The 19,624-nt window shown below is 64.9% G+C and carries 7 protein-coding genes; 6 read left to right on the forward strand and 1 reads right to left on the reverse strand.

Annotation, left to right across the window (positions count from 1 at the left end; genetic code table 11):
- Positions 1 to 20 precede the first annotated feature (20 nt).
- Genes MTR64_RS02900 through MTR64_RS02925 form a run of 6 tightly spaced genes read left to right on the forward strand, consistent with a single transcriptional unit; the run spans position 21 to position 18,664 of the window.
- Entirely contained in the window at positions 21 to 1,823 is a 1,803-nt protein-coding gene (locus MTR64_RS02900; RefSeq protein WP_243990578.1) for a ShlB/FhaC/HecB family hemolysin secretion/activation protein, read from the forward strand.
- Complete coding sequence (locus tag MTR64_RS02905; protein WP_243990579.1) at positions 1,820 to 9,280, forward strand: hypothetical protein; 7,461 nt, start codon at positions 1,820 to 1,822, stop codon at positions 9,278 to 9,280. The genes MTR64_RS02900 and MTR64_RS02905 overlap by 4 nt, the downstream gene beginning before the upstream one ends.
- 23 nt (positions 9,281 to 9,303) lie before the next feature.
- Positions 9,304 to 10,677 carry a multiheme c-type cytochrome gene (locus MTR64_RS02910; RefSeq protein WP_419144909.1) on the forward strand — a complete coding sequence of 458 codons (1,374 nt, stop codon included), beginning with the start codon at positions 9,304 to 9,306 and terminating at the stop codon, positions 10,675 to 10,677.
- Positions 10,677 to 12,668, forward strand: a complete 1,992-nt coding sequence (locus tag MTR64_RS02915) for a heme-binding protein (RefSeq protein WP_243990582.1) — start codon at positions 10,677 to 10,679, stop codon at positions 12,666 to 12,668. Before MTR64_RS02910 ends, MTR64_RS02915 begins: the two co-directional genes overlap by 1 nt.
- Entirely contained in the window at positions 12,669 to 14,573 is a 1,905-nt protein-coding gene (locus tag MTR64_RS02920) for a hypothetical protein (protein ID WP_243990584.1), read from the forward strand.
- A complete protein-coding gene (locus tag MTR64_RS02925; RefSeq protein ID WP_243990586.1) occupies positions 14,573 to 18,664 on the forward strand; it encodes an LVIVD repeat-containing protein in 4,092 nt (1,363 codons plus the stop codon). Before MTR64_RS02920 ends, MTR64_RS02925 begins: the two co-directional genes overlap by 1 nt.
- A gap of 91 nt (positions 18,665 to 18,755) precedes the next feature.
- On the opposite strand, the gene MTR64_RS02930 is transcribed toward MTR64_RS02925, so the two are convergent.
- Positions 18,756 to 19,607, reverse strand: a complete 852-nt coding sequence (locus MTR64_RS02930; protein ID WP_243990588.1) for a phosphodiesterase — start codon at positions 19,605 to 19,607, stop codon at positions 18,756 to 18,758.
- Positions 19,608 to 19,624 lie beyond the last annotated feature (17 nt).

Here is a 19,624-nt window from a genome sequence, read left to right on the forward strand (position 1 = left end):
CCGGGCACAAGGGGGTGCGAATGAACCGAATGCCGAAGTTCAGCGGTGACCGTCTCCGCCATCTGCGCGGCTGGAAAGCCGTGTGGATGCTCGCAGGCAGTGTCGTGCTGCCTGCGGCTGCATCGGCGCAGGCAGTGCCCCCGCCGACCACGCGCGAGGAACTCGACATCGAGTCGCGGCTCGGTCAGCGCGCGCCCTCTCGTTCGACGCTGGATGTTCAAGGCGGGATCGAACGCGGCCCCTGCCCTCTGGCCGATCCCGCCTTTGCGCAGACGCGCGTGACGTTCTCGAAAGTCCTGTTCCCCGATCTCAAGGCCGTCGATCCCGCTGTTCTCGATGACACATGGCGTGATTTCGCAGGAACCGAACAGCCCGTGGCGGTCCTGTGCGAAGTGCGCGACCGTGCCGCGACCGCCCTGCGCGCCATGGGATACCTCGCGGCCGTCCAGATCCCCCCGCAGCGGATCGAGAAACTGGGCGAAGTCAGCATGGACGTGCTGGTCGCGCATCTCGCCGAAGTGCAGGTGCGCGGCGAAGCCGGTGCCAACGAGCGGGCCATTGCCGATCACCTCGCCAAGCTGACGTCGGAGCCCTATTTCAACACCCGCGTCGCCGAACGGCAATTGCTGCTTCTCAGCGACATCCCCGGCTATCAGGTTCGGCTGACGCTCAAGCCGGTCGCCGGATCGCCGGGTGACGTGACCGGGGATGTGGTGGTGAAGCGCCGGGCATTCGAACTGTTTGCCGGTCTCCAGAACCTCGGATCGAAAGCGGTCGGCCGCGAAGGCGTCTTCGTGCAGGCGGTGGCAAACGGTATGACCGGGCTCGCTGACCAGACCTCAGTCAGCCTGTTCAACACGCTCGATTTCAGCGAGCAGACGGTGCTTCAGGCAAGTCACAGCTTCGCCGCCGGCGCGAACGGACTGCGGTTCAATGCCAGTCTGCTCTATGGCCATAGCGAGCCAGCCGGACCGCTGAAATTCAAATCGGATACCCTCAGCGGCGAGCTTGGCCTGACATACCCGCTGGTAAGGCGGCGTGCGCTGTCGCTGCTTGCGGGCGGCGGGCTCGAAATCGTCAATCAGGACGTCGATTTCGGCGCCGTCCCCCTGACACGCGACCGGCTGCGCATCCTTTACGGACGCCTGAGCCTCGACACTGTGGACAGCGCCAGCGCGAACGGGCGAGGCGGCTATACCGGCGCCGAGCCGCGCTACCACCTGAGCGCAATGGTGGAGGCCCGCCACGGCATCGCCGGTCTGGGAGCCAGCAACGACTGTTTACCCATCACCAACTGCACTTCACCGAACGTGCCGATCAGCAACCTGCTTGCCGATCCCAGTGCCTTCGTGCTGCGCGCCGAAGCGACCGCGGAATTCCGGCCGGTGCCGATGATCACCATCGCGGCTGCCCCGCGCGCCCAGTATTCTCCCGATACGCTGCTGTCCTACGAGCGGTTCAGCGTCGGCAACTACACCATTGGCCGCAGCCTCGACCCGGGCACGCTGCTGGGCGACAGCGGCATCGGCACATCGCTGGAACTTCGCTACGGCCGCCTCTCGCGCACGATGGACAATGGTTTGGCGCTTCAGCCCTTCGCGTTCGTCGACGCCGCCTGGACCTGGACACACTACGGTCCAGCGAACGATCCGCAGGACGCCTTTACCGGTGGCGGCGGCGTGCGCGCACGCTGGGGGGACCGCATCGACAGTGCCTTCACCCTTTCCGTCCCGTTCAATAACGCGGGTTTCACGTCCACCAAGGGTGACGTCCGCTTCCTCTTCACTATCAGGGCACGGCTTCTGCCGTGGGATCCATCATGAGCATGAGCCCCCCCAAGCGCCCTCGCCGCATCCCCGGCACCGCAATCCACGCAGGCGCCAGCCTTGCAGCCCTAAGCCTCGCTCTGGCCCTGCCCCGCGCGGGTCAGGCGCAGTCCTTCGACGGCACCTACGACCCGGCGTTCGCACTCGGATCTGCCACGATCACGACTGGCGCGGGAACCACGACGGTCGCGGTAGATACCGCCCAGACAGTGATCGACTGGACGCCGAACGATACGACCGGGACCGGCACGATCGACTTCCAGGCCGCGGGCACCACGGCGACCTTTACCAACGGCCTCAGCTCCGGCCTGACCGATTTTACAGTGCTCAACCGGATCATTCCCACCGACACCAATGGCTTTGCCGTCAGCCGCGCTATCGCTTTCAACGGCACCGTCCAAAGCCAGATTTCCAGCGCCGTCGGCCCGTCCACCGCAGGCGGCAATGTCTGGTTCTATTCCCCGACGGGCATCGTCGTCGGCTCTGCCGCGCAATTCAATGTCGGCAGCCTCGTGCTCACGACGAACCCCATCGATATTACTGGCGGTCTGTTCGGTGCCAGCGGCGAAATCCGCTTTCGCGGCGGCGCAGGCTCGACAGGCTATGTCCAGATCGCCCCCGGCGCCCAGATCACCACGCAGATCAATCCGGCCACGCTGGGCGACGCTTACGTGGCGCTCGTCGCGCCACGCATCGAGCAGGGCGGCACGATCAATGCCGATGGCCCGGCCGCTCTTGTCGCGGCCGAACAGGTGGACATCACCATCAACGCCGGCCTGTTCAACATTGCCGTAACCCAGGGTACGACCGATCCCAACGGCATCGTCCACACTGGATCCACAGGCGGCCCGACGACGATCGCGTCCGGGGCTTCCCCGCAAGTTGCGCTCGTCGCGGTGCCCAAGAACGATGGCATGACCATGCTGCTTTCGGGCACGCTGGGCTATACGCCGGCCTCTGCCGTCAGTGTGGACGGCGGCGCGGTGATCCTCTCGGCGGGCAATGGCCTTGGCTATGACAGCACGGGCTCTGCCGCCACGGGCAATATCGCAATCGGCGATGCGGTGTTCACGTCGCTGCTTACGGCCAGCGCGACCGATACGATCTCCGTCACGCCCGTGAACCTGACGCAGTTCAGCAAGCTTGCCACCCTCAATGCCCTGCAGACCGTAGACATTACGGCCGCCGGGGGTGCCGTCGTCGATGCCCTTGCCACGGGTGGCCTTTCCCTCGACGTCTACGCCGGTGACGGGCTAACCGGCGGAACCATCAACGTCGCGGCATCCGGCGGCAGCACAATCAGCGCGGCGGGCAGCCTGATGTTCAGCACCGTCGGAACCGGAACGGCCGCTACCGGGCTGGACGGAACCGGCGGTACGATCGACGTCAACATCGACAATTCAACGCTCTCATCGGCGCTGGCGCTGACGATCGACGCCAGCGGCAGTGGCGGCAGCAGCACGGGCGTGGCGGGCAACGGTTTCGGCGGCTCGGCGTCACTCACCGCGACGGCGGCCACCATCACCGCCAACGGACTGAACCTTTACGCGAGCGGTTCGGGCGGCTCGGGCGACGTGACCGGTGGCAACGGTTTCGGTGGCAGCACGTCCCTCACCCTGGGCCTGGCTTCGACGGCCGATGTCCAGTCCATGTCCGACTATGCGGAAGGCAACGGCGGCTATTCATCGCTGGGTACCGGCGGAGATGGCACGGGCGGAACCGTTGATGTTTCTGTCAGTGGCAACTCCACGGTCAATTCGACTGGATTCTCCTACTTCAGCGCGGGTGGCTCCGGCTCATATGCCGGTGGTCAGGGCGGTAATGGCTTTGGTGGCGCGCTGACATTTACCGCGACGGGCGGCACTCTGGGGTTCACCAGCCCCTACTTTGCCGCGGACGGCTACGGCGGTTCCGGCGATACCGGCCCGGGCAGCGGCGTAGGCGGTTCCCTGCTGATCTCCCTCAGCGGTTCGGACCAGAGCTGGGTCAGCCTCTACGCCAGCGCAGATGCATCATCCGGTGACTATTATGGCGTGACGGGCGGGGCCAGCGCTGCCGGCGCAACCGGCGACACGGCCAATGGCGCGCAGCTGCAGATCGACGGCATTTCCCTGACACTGACCGGCTCCCTCAGCCTCAGCGCCAATGCCTACGGAACCGTCAACTGGAACAACACCAGTCTCGTCAGCGCCGGACTGGCCGATCTTTCCATCATCAACGGTGGCGCGCTGTCGGCCGATTACGGCGTCAGCGTTTCGGCAAGCGCGTCCATATATTTCGGCGACGGTGCCGGTGATCCTGACTACACCCCCAACTTGCAGGGTGGAACGGTCAACCTCACCGTCGATGGCAGTACCCTCACGACCACGCAACTGGACGTCCTCGCGCAGGCACAGAACATGGGCGCCCTGGTTGGCGCCGGCAACGCCACGGGCGGAACCGCGACGGCCACCGTTACCAATGGCGGTCTCGTGACGGTAAACGACGGCACGCTGTTCAGCACCACCGGAGCCTTTACAGTCAGCGCAGCAGCGATCGGCAACTATCAGGACTTTCTCAGTTCCGGTTTCGGAACGCTCGATACCGGCTATGCCTCGAGCGCACAGGGCGGCGACGCGCTGCTTCAACTCGACAGCGGGCAAATCAGCACTTTCGCGGACACTCTGGTCAGCGGTTCGGGTACCGGCGGACCAAGTGGTAATGGCACCGGCGGCGGCATCGGCACCGCCGGTTCGGCACAGCTCGTCGTCAACGGCGGAACGCTATCGCCCGGCGCCAACCTGAGCGTTCTGGCCGAGGGTACCGGCGGGACGGCCGCACTGGGCGGCGCAAGCGGCACAGGCACCGGCGGCCTCGCCGTCTTCAACGCAACCGGCGGCACAACGACGGTTGCCGCGGGAAGCCTCAGGGTTTCCGCACAAGGGCTCTCGACCGACATTGCCGCGACCACGACCGGGGACGGCGGCGATGGCATCGGCGGAACGGCGAGCCTTACCGCAAGCGGGGCGGCGAGCCTTACCGTGAGCGGTACCGCCGATGTGCTAGCCAACGGCACCGGCAGCGCAGGCACCAGTCTGGGCGGCAACGGCACTGGCGGCACGGCATCCATGGCGGTCTCGCAGGGAAGCATCACGACCAATGGCCTGAACCTCTATGCGAGTGGGGCAGGCGGTTTCGGAGACGTTGCCGGGGGCAACGGCACAGGCGGCAACGCATCGCTGTCAGCCGCGCTGGGATCGACCGCCACTCTCCAGTACATCAATGCCTACGCGGATGGCCTGGGCGGCTCCACCTCGACGGGCACCGGCGGCGATGGAACGGGCGGCACGCTCGATGTGCTGGTCAGCGGCAATGCCACGCTCGACGCCAGCAGCCTCGTCTACTTCATCGCCAGCGGCACCGCTGCTTATGGCAGCACCCAGGGGGGCTTCGGAACCGGCGGCGCCGTTACGCTGACAAGCACGGGCGGCACCCTGAGCTTCAGCGACCCGTACATTTTGGCGGACGGTTACGGAGGTGCTTCCGACACCACGCCCGGGGGCGCTCAGGGCGGCACTCTCCTCATCGCGCTCAGTGGCACCGGCCAGACCTGGAACAGCCTCTACGCCAGCGCCGATGCCTCCGCCGGCGACTACTATGGCCTGACAGGCGGTGCCAGCGCCGCTGACGCCATCGGCAATGCGGTGAACGGCGCGAGCCTGCAGATCGATGGCGTCACGCTGACACTGACCGGCGGCGCCCTTGACCTGACGGCAAACGCTTACGGAAACATCAACTGGAACAGCGCCAGCCTCGCCAGCGGCGGACTGGCCAACCTGTCCGTCATCAATGGCGGCGTCCTGTCGGCGGATGGCGGCATCACCGTTTCGGCAAGTGCACAACTCTATTTCGGCAATTCCGGCTCTGATCCCAACTTCACGTCCAGTCTGCAGGGCGGCACTGCGAACGTCACCGTTGATGGCGGCAGCGTAACTACCACCCAGCTCGATGTTCTGGCCGAAGCGCAGGACATGGGCGCCCTGATCGCGGCGGGCAGCGCCACTGGCGGAACCGCAACCGCGGCAGTGATCAATGGCGGGATCCTGACCGTCAACGACGGAACGCTGTTCAGCAACACCGGGGCGCTCACCATCAGTGCGGCGGCCATCGGCAATGCGCAGGCCCTGATCGGTTCCAGCTTCGGGACCCTGCAAACCGGGTACGCCTCGAACGCGCAGGGCGGTTACGCTGAACTGCAACTCGGTAACGGACAGATCAACACGTTTGCAGACATGTTGATCACCGGCTCGGGAACCGGCGGACCAAGCGGCAATGGCACCGGCGGCGGCACCGGCACCGCCGGTTCAGCGCTGATCGATCTCACCGGCGGCACGCTTACGCCCGGCGCCAACCTGAACATTTTGGCGGACGGCACGGGTGGCACGGCCGCGCTGGGCGGCACCGGCGGCGCAGGCACTGGCGGACTTGCCGCCATCTACGGCACCGGAGGCACTGCGACCTTCACGGTTACAAACCTCAACCTTTCCGCAAACGGCATCGGTGGCGACAGCAGTGGCGGCGGCGCTATCGGCGGGGCGGCCATCGGCGGCGCCGCAGCCCTCTCGGCCACGGCCGGGGATATCACCGTCACCGGCAATACCGCGCTCACGGCAAACACAACGGCGGGAGCTGGCCCCGGCGGTGCCGGCATCACGACGGCCGGCTACATTGGCCTGACCGGCGGCAACGTCACCCCCGGAGGAACGATCGCAATCGGCGGAACACTGACCGCCTCCGCGCTGGGGAACAGCGCTCGCGCCGACGGGCTCAGCCTCTCGCTGCGGCTTTACGGCGCGGACCTTGCCGTCACCGGCGACAGCACGATCGACACCACGGGCGACATCGTTTTTGACATCACCGGCGGTGGTACGTTCACCAGCGGCGGCGCACTCTCCATCACCACGCCTGCGAGCGTCACCGGCACCGGCTCGGTAGGAGCCACCGGGAACGTGGCGATTGTTGGCGACAGCGGCATTACCATGACCGGGCTGACCTCGGGCGGCACAACCTTGCTGCAGGCGATCAACGGTGCGGTGAACGTCACTGACCTGCTTTCCAGCGGCCTCGTCACCGTACTCGGCCAGTCGGTATCGATCGGTTCGTCCGGCAGTCTGTCGTTCGCCGATGCCGATGCTACGGCAGGCAATCTCACCATCGCCACCGCGGGCGACTTGCTGGTTCCCACGGTCGATGCCACCGGCGCGGTCTCGCTCACGAGCAGCGGCGGTGCATTCAGCAACACCGGCGCAGTCAATGGTGCCGGGATTACACTCGGTGCCGCTGGTCCGATCACTGCCGGCGGCACGCTGACATCGACCGGTGCGCTGTCGGCAACGTCAGCCTCCGGCTTCACCGCCAGCGCTCCGGTCTCGGCCAGCGGCGCCGTATCGATCCTCGCTGACGGCGGTATCACCCTGCCCAGCCTGACTTCCGGCGGCACCACCCTGCTGCAGGCCAGCAACGGCACCGTGACGGTAACCGACCTTCTTTCCAGCGGGCTCGTCACCGTGCTGGGCGTGACTGTCGATATCACTTCGAGCGGCAGCCTCTCCTTCGCCGACGCCGATGCGACAGGCGGCAGCCTTGCCATCGATACGGCCGGAGATCTGTTTGTCACCACCGTCAACGCAACCGGTGGACTTTCCCTGTGGAGTCGGACTGGAACAATCAGCGCCACCGGTGCAATCGACGGCGTGGGCGTATCGCTCACCGCGGCCGGTGACATCACGCTGGCCGATACGCTGATTTCGCGGCCCGCGATCAACACGGCGAGTATCCAAACCGCAGCCGCAATTCCTACCACCGCTGGCACGTTGTCCGTGATCACGCCGGGCCGGTTCGCGTCCGCCGCGCAGGTGACCGCCTCCGGTGCGGTATCGATTCAGGCCGACAGCGGCATCACCATGGCCGGACTGACATCGGGTGGCACCACCCTGCTGCAAGCCGTCAACGGTGCCGTAACCGTCGCAGACCTGCTCTCCAGCGGTTTCGTCACCGTGCTCGGTCAGTCGGTCGGCATCAACTCGACCGGCAGCCTCTCCTTCGCCGATGCGGACGCGACGAACGGGGACCTCGCGATTGCGACGGCCGGTGACCTGCTGGTTTCAACCGTCGATGGCACCGGTGCGGTCTCACTCGCCAGCAGTGGTGGCACGCTCACCAGTACCGGCGCCATCAACGGCGCGGCGCTGACACTTGCTGCCGCGGGGAACGTCAACGCCGCCGGCGCACTCACGTCGGGAAGTGCACTTTCCGTCGACGCAGGACAGAGTTTCGTGCTCGATGCCGTGGCAAGCGGCACCACAATTCGTGTGGCGTCAGCCGATATCAGCATCGGCACGACCGGCCAGCTCGGCGTTCGCGGCACGACAGCAACGGTCGACCTGATCAATGGCAACACGTCACAGACGAGCCAACTCGGCGGCCTGGCGGCGACGGCCGGTTACAGCCTGGATGCGGCCGAATTTACCCGCATTTTCGCCGACAACGGCATCGCCTATCAGGCCACCGGCGCGGGCGTCGCCGACACGCTGGTGGGTGACCTGTCGCTCGCGTTCGGCGCTTCAGGAAACATCGGGACGGACGGGTCGCTCTCGCTGATATCGGACGGACGAATCGCGGTGACGGGCAACGTCGCGCTCGCCGCGACCGGCGGCGGCGACAGGCTCGAAATCACCGCTCCCCGTTTCGATATCGTAGCGGACGGTGGCAGCCTGGCGATGACCGGCAACGCAGGCACACCGGCAGGAACACTGCTCGTTGATGCGGACATCTTTGCCGTCGCGACGTCCAATACGCTCGGCCTGCTCAACCCGGCGGGCAACATCGCTGCCACCAACGCACTTCTGGACACGCCCGGGATCGCCGGCAGTGCCGCACCGCTGACGGCAGGGGTCGTCAATGCGAACGTCTCCGGCGGTCTCTACGTGCAGAACCTGGGCACTTCGACCGAATATGCCGACCGGCGCGGCTTCGTGGTCAATGCCCTCTCCATAACGACCGGCGGCAGTAACACCCAGATCGTCATCAACGGCCTCACGCTGGACGGAAACGGCAATCAGGTTACCGGCCTCGACACGGCAGCGACCGTCACCATCAACAACCTTGCCGCGACAGCGATTGGAACATTCGATCCGAATTCGACAATCAACGGCTGTGTCATCGGACAAAGCTGCCCCATGGCCGATTTGAGCGGAGACGGGATTTTGACCAAGACGGATCTCGTTTCAAAAGTGTCGTCGGCAAATCCGGTGGGTTCGCCGGGCATCGTCGTTCCGCCCGTCGAATTGAAAGAAAACGAAAGTAATCCACTGTTACCCCTTGTTGATGAGCCCGTAACGGGCGTAGGGAACGAGGACCTATGGGGCAGTCGCTGCGATCCCGGCGTGGATAGTTGCGGAAATAATGGGCAATAACTAACGGGCAAGAACTGATGACGATGGGGGCCAACAGAACTGCCGCGTTCATGCCGTATGTCCGGCTGACACTGCTTGCGGCCATTCTTCTTGTGTTGACGGGCGGACTTCATTCAAGTGTTGCCGTTGCCGGGAACTATGAAGGCGTTGCCAGTTGCGCGGGTTCCACCTGCCACGGCCGCAACGAAGGCGACGGCAAGGTCGTCCGGCAGGATGAACTCAGGATCTGGCAGGACCGTTCCAGCCAGACCGGTGCCCACAGCCGCGCCTATGCGGTGCTGACGAGCCCGCGCGGCGAACGAATTGCCGCGTCACTGGGCCTCGGCCGGGCCGAAAGCGCGCCGGCCTGTTTAGGCTGCCATTCGACTAACGCACCCGGCGATTCACGTGGTGGCCGCTGGCTCGCATCCGACGGAGTGGGCTGCGAATCGTGCCACGGTGCTGCCTCCGGCTGGATTTCCAGCCACTATGCCGTGCCGGCCAGCCATGCCTCGAACGTCGCCGCTGGCCTTATCCCGCTGGAAAAGCCGCAGGTTCGGGCCGGTGTCTGTCTCGATTGCCACTTCGGCAGCGACAAGCCCGGCCAGTTCGTGACTCACTCGATGATGGCAGCGGGGCACCCGCGCGTCTCATTCGAGCTTGATCTGTTCTCAGCCATGCAGGCCCACTACAACCTCGATGCCGATTATGTGCGCCGCAAGGGCAGGCTGGACAGCGTCCAGCTCTGGGCCGTCGGACAGGCCGAGGCGATCCGCCGCTCGACGAGGCTTTTCGCCAATCCGGCATTTGGCAACGAAGGGGTGTTCCCGCAGTTCTACTTTTACGACTGCCAGAGCTGCCACCGCCGCATAACCGACAACCCCAACGCAGTTCGCACGTTCGAGACCAATCCGGGCCGCCCCATCCCCTTCGGCAATCCGCCCTACAATGACGAGAACATGATCATGCTCTCCGCCGTCGCCAGCGTGCTGGCACCGGAACAGGCCGGGCGGTTCGACGCGGCAGCGCGGAACTTCCACGCCGCGATGGGCCAGGGGCGTTCGCAATCGGCTGCAGCGGCACAAACGCTGGGAGCGGCCGCAGCAGGCCTTTCCGATGCGATCGCCGCGCGCAATTACGACGGCGGCACGGCGTTCCGCGTTATTTCCGCAATCGCTGGCAAGGCAATCACCCCTCGCTTCACCGACTACACCGGTTCGGCGCAAGCAGTCATGGCAATCGATACCCTTCTCAACGCCATGGTTCGCGATGGCCGCGTCACCGTGGGCGCAGCGGCAGGCATCCGGGTGCAGATCAACAAGGCCTATGCCGCTGTCTCGGCACCCGAGACCTACAACCCCAAGGCCTTCCGCGCCGCACTTGCCAATGCGGCAGGTGCCATCGAGGCGCTGCGCTGATGCGGCGTTCGATGCGCGTCACCGCCCTGCTGGCAGCCCTCGCACTTCTCGCCGGATGCGGCGGGGGAGACAGCGGTTCTTCCGGCTTGTCCAGCGGTGGCAGCTCGGGATCGTCTGGCAGCAGCGGCGGTTCGTCTGGAGGAACGACCACAACAGGCGTCTACGCCGTGCCCGCGCAGGAATCGCTGACGTCGGCCGAAGTCGGCAAGATCGTCGCGCAGGCCGCCGCACAGGGCCAGCAATCGGGGCACCCGGCCACGATCGCAGTGGTCGATCGTGTCGGCAACGTGCTGGCGGTCTTCCGCATGACCGGGGCAGGAACGACCGCCAAGATCGACGATGCACCCAATGGCGACAATATCGACATCCAGGGCCTCTCGGTGCCATCGGAAGCCGCCGCGATCGCCAAGGCCATAACCGGCGCCTACCTGTCGAGCGGCGGCAACGCCTTCTCCTCGCGCACGGCCAGCATGATCGTGCAGCAGCACTTTCCGCCTGCGGCCAGCACGGTTGGCCTCGAGAGCGGCCCCTTGTTCGGCGTGCAGTTCAGCCAGCTGCCCTGCTCCGACCTGACAGAACGGTTCCAGGCCAGCGGCACCGGAGCTTTGATCGGCCCCAAACGCTCACCGCTTGGCCTTTCCGCCGATCCAGGCGGCTTCCCTCTTTACAAGAACGGCGTGCTGGTCGGCGGCATCGGCGTAATGTCCGACGGAGCCTATTCGCTCGATCCCAATGTGCTCGACACCGACACCGACTTCGACGAGCAGATCGCGCTGGCGGGAACCGTCGGCTTTGAAGCGCCCGACGATATCCGCGCCAACCGAGTCTATGTGGACGGCACCCAGCTGCGCTATTCCGACGCGACCTATTCCAACCTTTTCGATGTGTCTGCCGCCACATACGCGCAGACCGCCCCGGCACTCGGCAGCCTCATCACGGTACGCGGCTACTTCGAGACCGCGGCGCTGCGCGCGGGCACGGCATACGGCACCGAAGCCTCGGGCATCCGTGCCTCCACAACGGCGGAGTTTTCCAACAGCGATGCTTTCGTTCTGACCGATGGCAACGGCGCCGACCGCTTCCCGGTCCGGGCCGGAACGGATGGCGCCGACGTCGCCCAGCCGATCACTGCGGACGAAGCGCGCACCCTGATCGAAGAAGCATTCAAGGTCATGAGCCGGGCGCGGGCGCAGATCCGCCAGCCGCTCGACAGCCGGGCGCAAGTCTCGATTTCGCTGGTCGATACGCATGGTCAGGTGCTCGGCGTGGTCCGCGCGCCCGACGCACCGATCTTCGGCACCGACGTTTCGCTGCAGAAAGCGCGCACCGCGACGTTCTTCTCGGGCGCCAACGCCGGAGCCGAACTGCTCGGCGATCCCAGCAGCGACGTGAACGCGTTCGTCGGCAAGGTCCGCACGTTCCTGAACGATTCCAGCGCGCTGACCGGCACTTTCGCCTTTGCCGACCGGTCCGGCGGCAACCTCTCGCGCCCGTTTTTTCCCGATGGCGAAGTCGGCAATCCGAACGGCCCGCTCTCGCGCCCGATCGTGCAGTGGAACCCGTTCTCGACCGGCCTGCAATCCGCGCTGGTGCTCACCAATCTGGCGCAGCACCTGCAATACGTGACAGGCGCGGCGGCCAGCGACACGCGCCATCGCTGCACTTTCATTCCCGATGTCGCCTCGGGCCAGAACCGGCTGCAGAACGGCATCCAGATCTTCCCCGGTTCAGTCCCGGTCTATCGCGGTAATACGCTGGTGGGCGGCATGGGCGTTTCAGGTGACGGCATCGATCAGGACGACATGATCAGCTTCCTCGGCACCAACAATGCCGGAGTGAAACTAGGCACGCTGGGCAATGCCCCCGCCGCCATCCGTGCCGACCAGATCCAGGTCAACGTGAACGGTTCACTGGTGCGGCTGCGCTTCGTGAACTGCCCGTTCGCACCATTCCTCGATACCTCCGAACAGAACGTGTGCGAGGGTCTGTAGATGCCGCTCACAGCCCTCCTGCTGCCGATGCTGCTGGCCGAGAAGGCGGCAACGGCTAAAACGCCTGCAACGGACGGATACGACGACCCCCAGGACAATACGGCAACGGCAGAAAAGCCGAAGCCGGAAATCCCGCCCGTCTTGCTGCCAGCCGGTACTGAGACTGCGCCCGAAGACATCGACAACGGCGTGATCGAAGGCCGGCGCCGCCCGGGCTATCAAGCCCCGCTTCCCGAGAAGCTCTCGCAGGACAATCCCGGCGCCGTCCGCGCGCCGCCGCCCGAGGCCTTTTCGCAGGAGGAATTCCCGATCCCCGACCGCTGGCGCCTGATCCAGACGCTTGGCGTGGTGAAAGAACACTGGTGGGACCCCTACAACCAGAACACCTACAAGGGCGACCGGCCGATCAACCGGGCCAAGGTGCCCTGGCTGCCGATCAAGGAGGATGACTGGTTTTTCACCGCCGGTCTGACGTCCGACACCGTGCTGGAGCCGCGTACCTTCCCGATTCCCGTCGGAGTGCAGACGACAGAGCGGCCGGGCAGCATCGATGTGTTCGGAAAGGACGCGAGCTTCGTCTTCTCGCAGACCGTGATCGCAACCGCGTCTCTGGTCAAAGGGCAGACGGCATTCAAGCCGCCCGTAATCGAATACAAGGTCGCGCTGGCGTTCAACTACAACTACGTCGATGTGCCTGAAAAGCGCGTTCTTTTCGTAGAACCGTCGAAGCCCTCGCACCGCTCCGACCACTTCCTCGGCGTGCAGGAAGCGTTCGTCGACTATCACCTGCGCAACACGTCGGACCGCTTCGACTTCGACTCGATCCGTGTTGGCATCCAACCCTTTCAGGCCGATTTTCGCGGCTTCCTGTTCAACGACCAGCAGCTCGGAATCCGGCTGTTCGGCAACCGCGACAACAACCGGGTCCAGTACAACCTCGCTGCGTTCTGGCGGCTCGAAAAGGACACCAATTCCGGCCTCAACAGCGTCGTCGAGCGCCCGCGCGACGATTTCGTGTTCGTCGCCAACATCTACCGCCAGGACTTCCTGATCCCGGCGCTGACCAGCCAGTTCACCGTGGTCTACAACCGCAACCGCGAAGCCGGACAGATCAAGGTCGACGACAACGGCTTTCCGGTCCGTCCAGCCCTGATCGGCGACTTGCGCGGCCGCGATTACGATGTGTTCTACCTGGGTTACAACGCTGACGGGCACGTAGGCCGCATCAACGTGACGGCCTCGGCCTATACCGCGCTTGGCCAGGACAAGAACAGCATCTTCACCAGCAAGAAGGCCGATATCCGCGCGTTCTTCGGCGCAGCGGAATTGAGCTACGACCACGACTGGATGCGCTTCCGCCTGTCCGGCCTCTACGCCAGCGGCGATCACAAGCCCTACGACAACAAGGAAACCGGGTTCGACGCAATTTTCGAAAACCCGATCTTTGCCGGCGCCGACACCAGTTACTGGATCCGCCAGACCATTCCGTTCGCAGGCGGCGGCCGCGTGATCGGCGTGAACGGGCGCAACGGCATCCTCAATTCGCTGCGTTCGTCCAAGGATCAGGGCCAGTCGAACTTCAACAACCCCGGCACGATGCTGGCAGGCGCGGGAGCCGATTTCGACCTGACGCCCGAACTGCGGCTGTCGGCCAACGCCAACCACCTGTGGTTCGAGAACACCGCCACGCTGAAGACGCTGCGCAACGAGGGCTCAATCCCGAAGGATATCGGCTGGGACCTTTCTGCCGCAGCGACCTGGCGGCCCAAGGCGACGCAGAACATCGTCGCCCGCCTGTCCGCCGCGGCACTGCTGCCCGGCAAGGGCTTCCGCGACCTGTTCGACAACTCCGGAGGTAACCGGAACTATTACTCCATCCTCGCCAATGTGATCGTGACTTACTGATGCGCCGCGCTTTATATCTCCTCGCACTCTGGGCCCTGTTCCTTGGCGTGGTTGTCCCGTCCGGGCGCCTGTTCGCCAGCGAAGAGGAAAAGCCGGTCGAGCGCGACTACTCGCTGGTGCGCGCGGCGCCCTCGCCCGCGCGGCAGAGCCTCGCCGACGTTCAGGCCAAGTCGTCCGGCTGCCTGACCTGCCATACCCAGTCGGATGCGCCTTCGATGCACGCGACCCCGGCGGTGAAGCTGGGCTGCACGGATTGCCACGGCGGCAACGCTTCGATCACCGGACGCCCCGAACTCGGTTTCGATGCCCCTGAGTATGTCACCGCGCGCGAAAAAGCCCACGTCCTGCCGAAGTACCCCGAAGGATGGCATTATCCGAGCGCGGCCAATCCCAAGCGCAGCTATGCCCTGCTGAATAAGGAAGCGCCCGAATACATCCGCTTCGTCAATCCCGGCGACTACCGCGTCGCGCGCGATTCCTGTGGTAACTGCCACATGCAGACGATCGAGGCGGCCGAGCGCTCGCTGATGGCGACCGGCGCGATGCTGTGGGGGGGCGGCGCTTACAACAACGGCATCCTTCCCTACAAGAACTACCTGTTGGGTGAGGCCTATACCAAGGACGGCGAGCCGGCGAAGATCGAGAGCCCGGGCGCTCCCCCGGGCACGCTCACACCGAAGGAGCAGGCGCGCGGCGCGTTGGCAGCGCTCTATCCGCTACCGCGCTGGAACGTCGTCCCGCCGTCGGACGTGTTCCGCGTGTTCGAGCGCGGCGGACGCACGATCAACTCCGGCTTCGCAGAAGTCGGCCTGCCCAACTCCACCGGATCGATCCAGCGGCTCGACGAGCCGGGCCGTCCGGACCTCAAGCAGTCGAACCGCGGCCCCGGCACCGGCCTTCGCGTCGCGATCGCAGTGCTCAACATCCACAAGACCCGCCTCAATGACCCGTTCATGTGGTTCATGGGCACCAATGACCAGCCGGGCGACTACCGCAGTTCGGGCTGCACCGGCTGCCATGTGATCTACGCCAACGACCGCGAACCGCGCCACAGCCTCGTCTATGCGAAGTTCGGCCGCGACGGGCAGACGATCACGCGCGACCCGACCATCGCCGCGCTTACCGAAAAGGGCTCCCACGGCGCGCTGAAGGATGGGCATGAAGGGGACGGGCACGAGGGTGAAGCCGCCAAGGGCGACGAGCGCGAGCACGGCCACCCGCTGCAGCACATCTTCACCCGCGCCATTCCGACGGCGCAGTGCATGAACTGCCACATGCACCAGCCCAACATCTTCCTGAATTCCTATCTCGGCTACACCATGTGGGACTACGAGTCCGACGCGCCGTCGATGTGGCCGGAAAAGCAGAAGTATCCCGATGCTGCGGAGGTTCACAAGGTCCTCGAACGCAACCCGGAGGGCGCTTCCCCCAAAGGCAAGTGGGCGGATCTGGACTTCCTGCGCAACGTCTACGACCTGAACCCGAAGCTCAAGGACACGCAGTTCGCCGACTATCACAGCCACGGCTGGAACTTCCGCGCGATCTTCAAGCGCGACCGCTCGGGCAACCTGCTCGATGCCGGCGGCAATCAGGCCACCTGGGGCACGGACAAGGCGCATATCGTCTCGCCCGACGACCCGGAGAAGTGGCGCAAGGCCGGCGAAGGCAAGTTCGTCCAGCCCGGCGTGAACCCCGGCAAGGCCGTCCACATGATGGACATCCACGCCGAGAAGGGCATGCAGTGCGCCGATTGCCACTTCGCGCAGGACGCGCATGGCAATGGCCTGATCTACGGCGAAGTTGCCAACGCGGTCGAGATCGGCTGCAAGGACTGCCACGGAACCGCCGATGCCTATCCCAATCTGCTGACGTCCGGCCCCGCCGCGCCGCCCAAGGGCAACGACCTTTCGCTGTTGCGCAACCCGGATGGCCAGCGCCGCTTCGAATGGACCACCGATGCCTCGGGCCGCCGCCACCTGATCCAGCGCTCGCTGGTCGACCCCAAGCTGTCGTGGGACGTCAATCTGGTGAAGGACGCGATGGACCCCGCCTCGCCCACCTTCAACGCCAAGTCCGCGCGCGCCAAGCTGATGAGCCAGTCCGGCGCGGATGACGGATCGTTCCGCTTCGGCCCCGGCGTGCCGATGGGCGACCGTGCGCACAAGGACGGCGAGATCGCGTGCTTCACCTGCCACCTCTCGTGGACCACGAGCTGCGGCGGCTGTCACCTGCCGATCGAGGCGAACTGGAAGACCAACATGCACCACTACGAGGGTGACGAGACGCGAAACTTCGCGACCTACAACCCGCAAGTGGCGCGCGACCAGATGTTCCAGCTGGGCAAGCACATGACCACCAAGGGCGCCGAAGTCGCCCCGATCAGGTCGAGCTCGGCGCTGGTGTTGTCGTCGACCAACGTCAACCGCGAACGCATCTACGTCCAACAGCCGCCGATCAGCGCGGCCGGGTTCTCCAGCCAGGCCTTCGCACCCCACTTCCCGCACACTGTCCGCCTCACCGAGACCAAGACCTGCAGCGACTGCCACCTCTCAGCGAACGAGGACAACAACGCGATCATGGCGCAGACGCTGCTGCTCGGCACCAATTTCGTGAACTTCGTCGGGCTCAATTCCTGGGTCGGTCTCGACGGTGGTTTCGAGGCCGTGCGCGTCACCGAGTGGGACGAACCGCAGGCAGTGATCGGCTCGTACCTCCAGAAATACGCCTACCCCGATTACTACAAGCTCCACGTCGAACAGAACAACCGCGAGCTCAAGAACTGGGTGCGCGGTAAGACATTCGACAAGAAGCTGTCGGGCGAATCCCACGCAATGGAGCAGTTCCGCAACGTCGTGCAGGGGACGCGCGATCAGGTCGGCTGCCTGCAGCTTCGCGGCGAATACATGTTCGTTGCCGAAGGGACCGGTGGCTTCAAGGTCTACGACGTCGCTTCGATCGCCAACAAGGCGTTCTCCGACGCGGTCGTCTCCGCGCCGTTCTCGCCGCTCGGGCAGAAGAACCACGTGAAGACGAAGAACGCCACCTGCATGGCCATTCCCACCGATCAGCCCATCGCGCCCAACCGCAACCGCGCGATGGAAGCAACCATCATCAAGGATGAAAAGGGTCAGCCCATCCTCAAGGATGACGGCAAGCCGATGACCCTGCGCGATGCCAACCAGGAGCAGCCGTTCGAGCCGATCTACAGCTACGCTGCCATCACCGACAGCGTGGAAGGCCTGATCCTCGTTAACGTCGAGACTTTCGCTGACGGCGAGTTCCGCAACAACGACCTCAAGCGCGCGGTAACGTGGAACCCCGACCATGTGCTGGATGGTGCGAAGCACATCACGCTGGCTGGCGAAGTGGCCTATATCACCGCCAAGGCGGGCCTTGTCGTGGTCGACCTGCATGACCCTCTGCACCCCAAGCTGTCTGCCGTGCGTAAGCTGGAGGATGCGCGGGCCAGCGCGATCCAGTTCCGCTACCTGTGGGTGACCGACCGCGACGGTCTCAAACTGTTCGACGTCACGAACCTGCGGAACCCACAGGCGATCCCGTCAGCCACAGTGCCACTCACCGATGCCCACCGGATCTACGTCGCGCGCACTTATGCCTATGTCGCGGGCGGCAGCGAGGGGCTCGTGATTGTCGACGTGACCAAGCCAATGGCGCCGAAGGTCTACCAGAAGGTCACGTTCGGCGGGCAGCTCAACGATGCGCAGGACGTGATCGTGGGCACCACCAATGCCTCGCTGTTCGCCTATGTCGCCGACGGCCGGAATGGCCTCAAGGTGATCCAGCTTACCTCGCCCTCGAGCCAGCCGAACTTCTACGGCTTCTCGCCGGCGCCCGAACCGCAGCTGATCGCCTGGACCAAGACGCCCTCGCCCGCACGCGCACTCTCCAAGGGCCTCGACCGCGACCGCGCGGTGGACGAGACCGGCGGCCAGATCGCCATCTTCGGCCGCCTCGGCTCGCGTCCTTTCACCCGGCCGGAAATGGAGCGCCTGTTCCTCAACCGCCGCGGCGTGCCGTTCAAGGTACGCGACGAGGTCGATATGAGTGTCTGGTGGCCTGCTGCGAAATAACCGCAACGCCATACCTGCTTCAGGCAAAAACAGAACGCCGCCCCGAATTGCCGGAGCGGCGTTCTGTTTTATTGGAACCAGTTTTACCGGCTCAGTGGCCGGACCGCTCACCGACGATCAAGCGCACGGTTTCCTGCATCCTCTCGTCATAGCGCACAAGGATCTGATGCCCTCCCACACTCTCGACATGGCTGACAAACCTGTCGCCATCCCACCGGTGCAGGGCATAAGCCGGCAATTCATTGCTGATCATCTCGCGGCCGTCGGGCTGTTCGGGATCGACGGGATTCAGGTCCAGCGACACCAGCGGTGCAGTCGAGGCGCAAACCACCATGGGCAGTCCCTCCCACATGGTCTGGATGGTGCGGTGGAGGTGGCCGCCAATAATGGCCCGAACCTGCCGGTGTCCGGCAACGGCCTGTGCCAGTCGCGCGATCCAGGGTTCCCCGGCGCCGCTATCCAGCCAGGAGAGGCCACTTTCGAACGGGGGATGGTGGAGCGCGATCACGGTCGGCACGTCCGGATGGGCGGCTAGTTCGGCCGAAAGCCAGGCCGCTCGCGTTTCGCAAAACGCACCGCCATGATGGCCGGGATCGAGCGTATCGAGCACGACGAGCCTAAGAGCGCCCAGCTCCAGTGCATACTGGATGAAACCATCATGACTGGAAGTGTCCGGAAAGGCCGCCAGCAGTGCCGCGCGATCATCGTGGTTCCCTGTCATCGGCAGCACCGGAAACGGACAGACGGACACCGCTTCCGCCAGACGGGCATAGCTTTCCGCATCACCGAACTCGGTAAGATCTCCGGTCATGAGCAGAAGATCAGGCCGGTTCGGCCCGTCCACGATGCGATTCAGCACCACTTTGAGGCGCTGCATGTTGTATTCGTCCGGGTTACCCCGGTCGAAACCGATATGAATGTCGGTGATCTGTGCGATCAGCAATGATGCTTTTCCCAAGA

Origin of the sequence: Novosphingobium album (ex Hu et al. 2023) (assembly GCF_022832385.1) — a bacterium.
Lineage (GTDB): Bacteria > Pseudomonadota > Alphaproteobacteria > Sphingomonadales > Sphingomonadaceae > Novosphingobium > Novosphingobium album.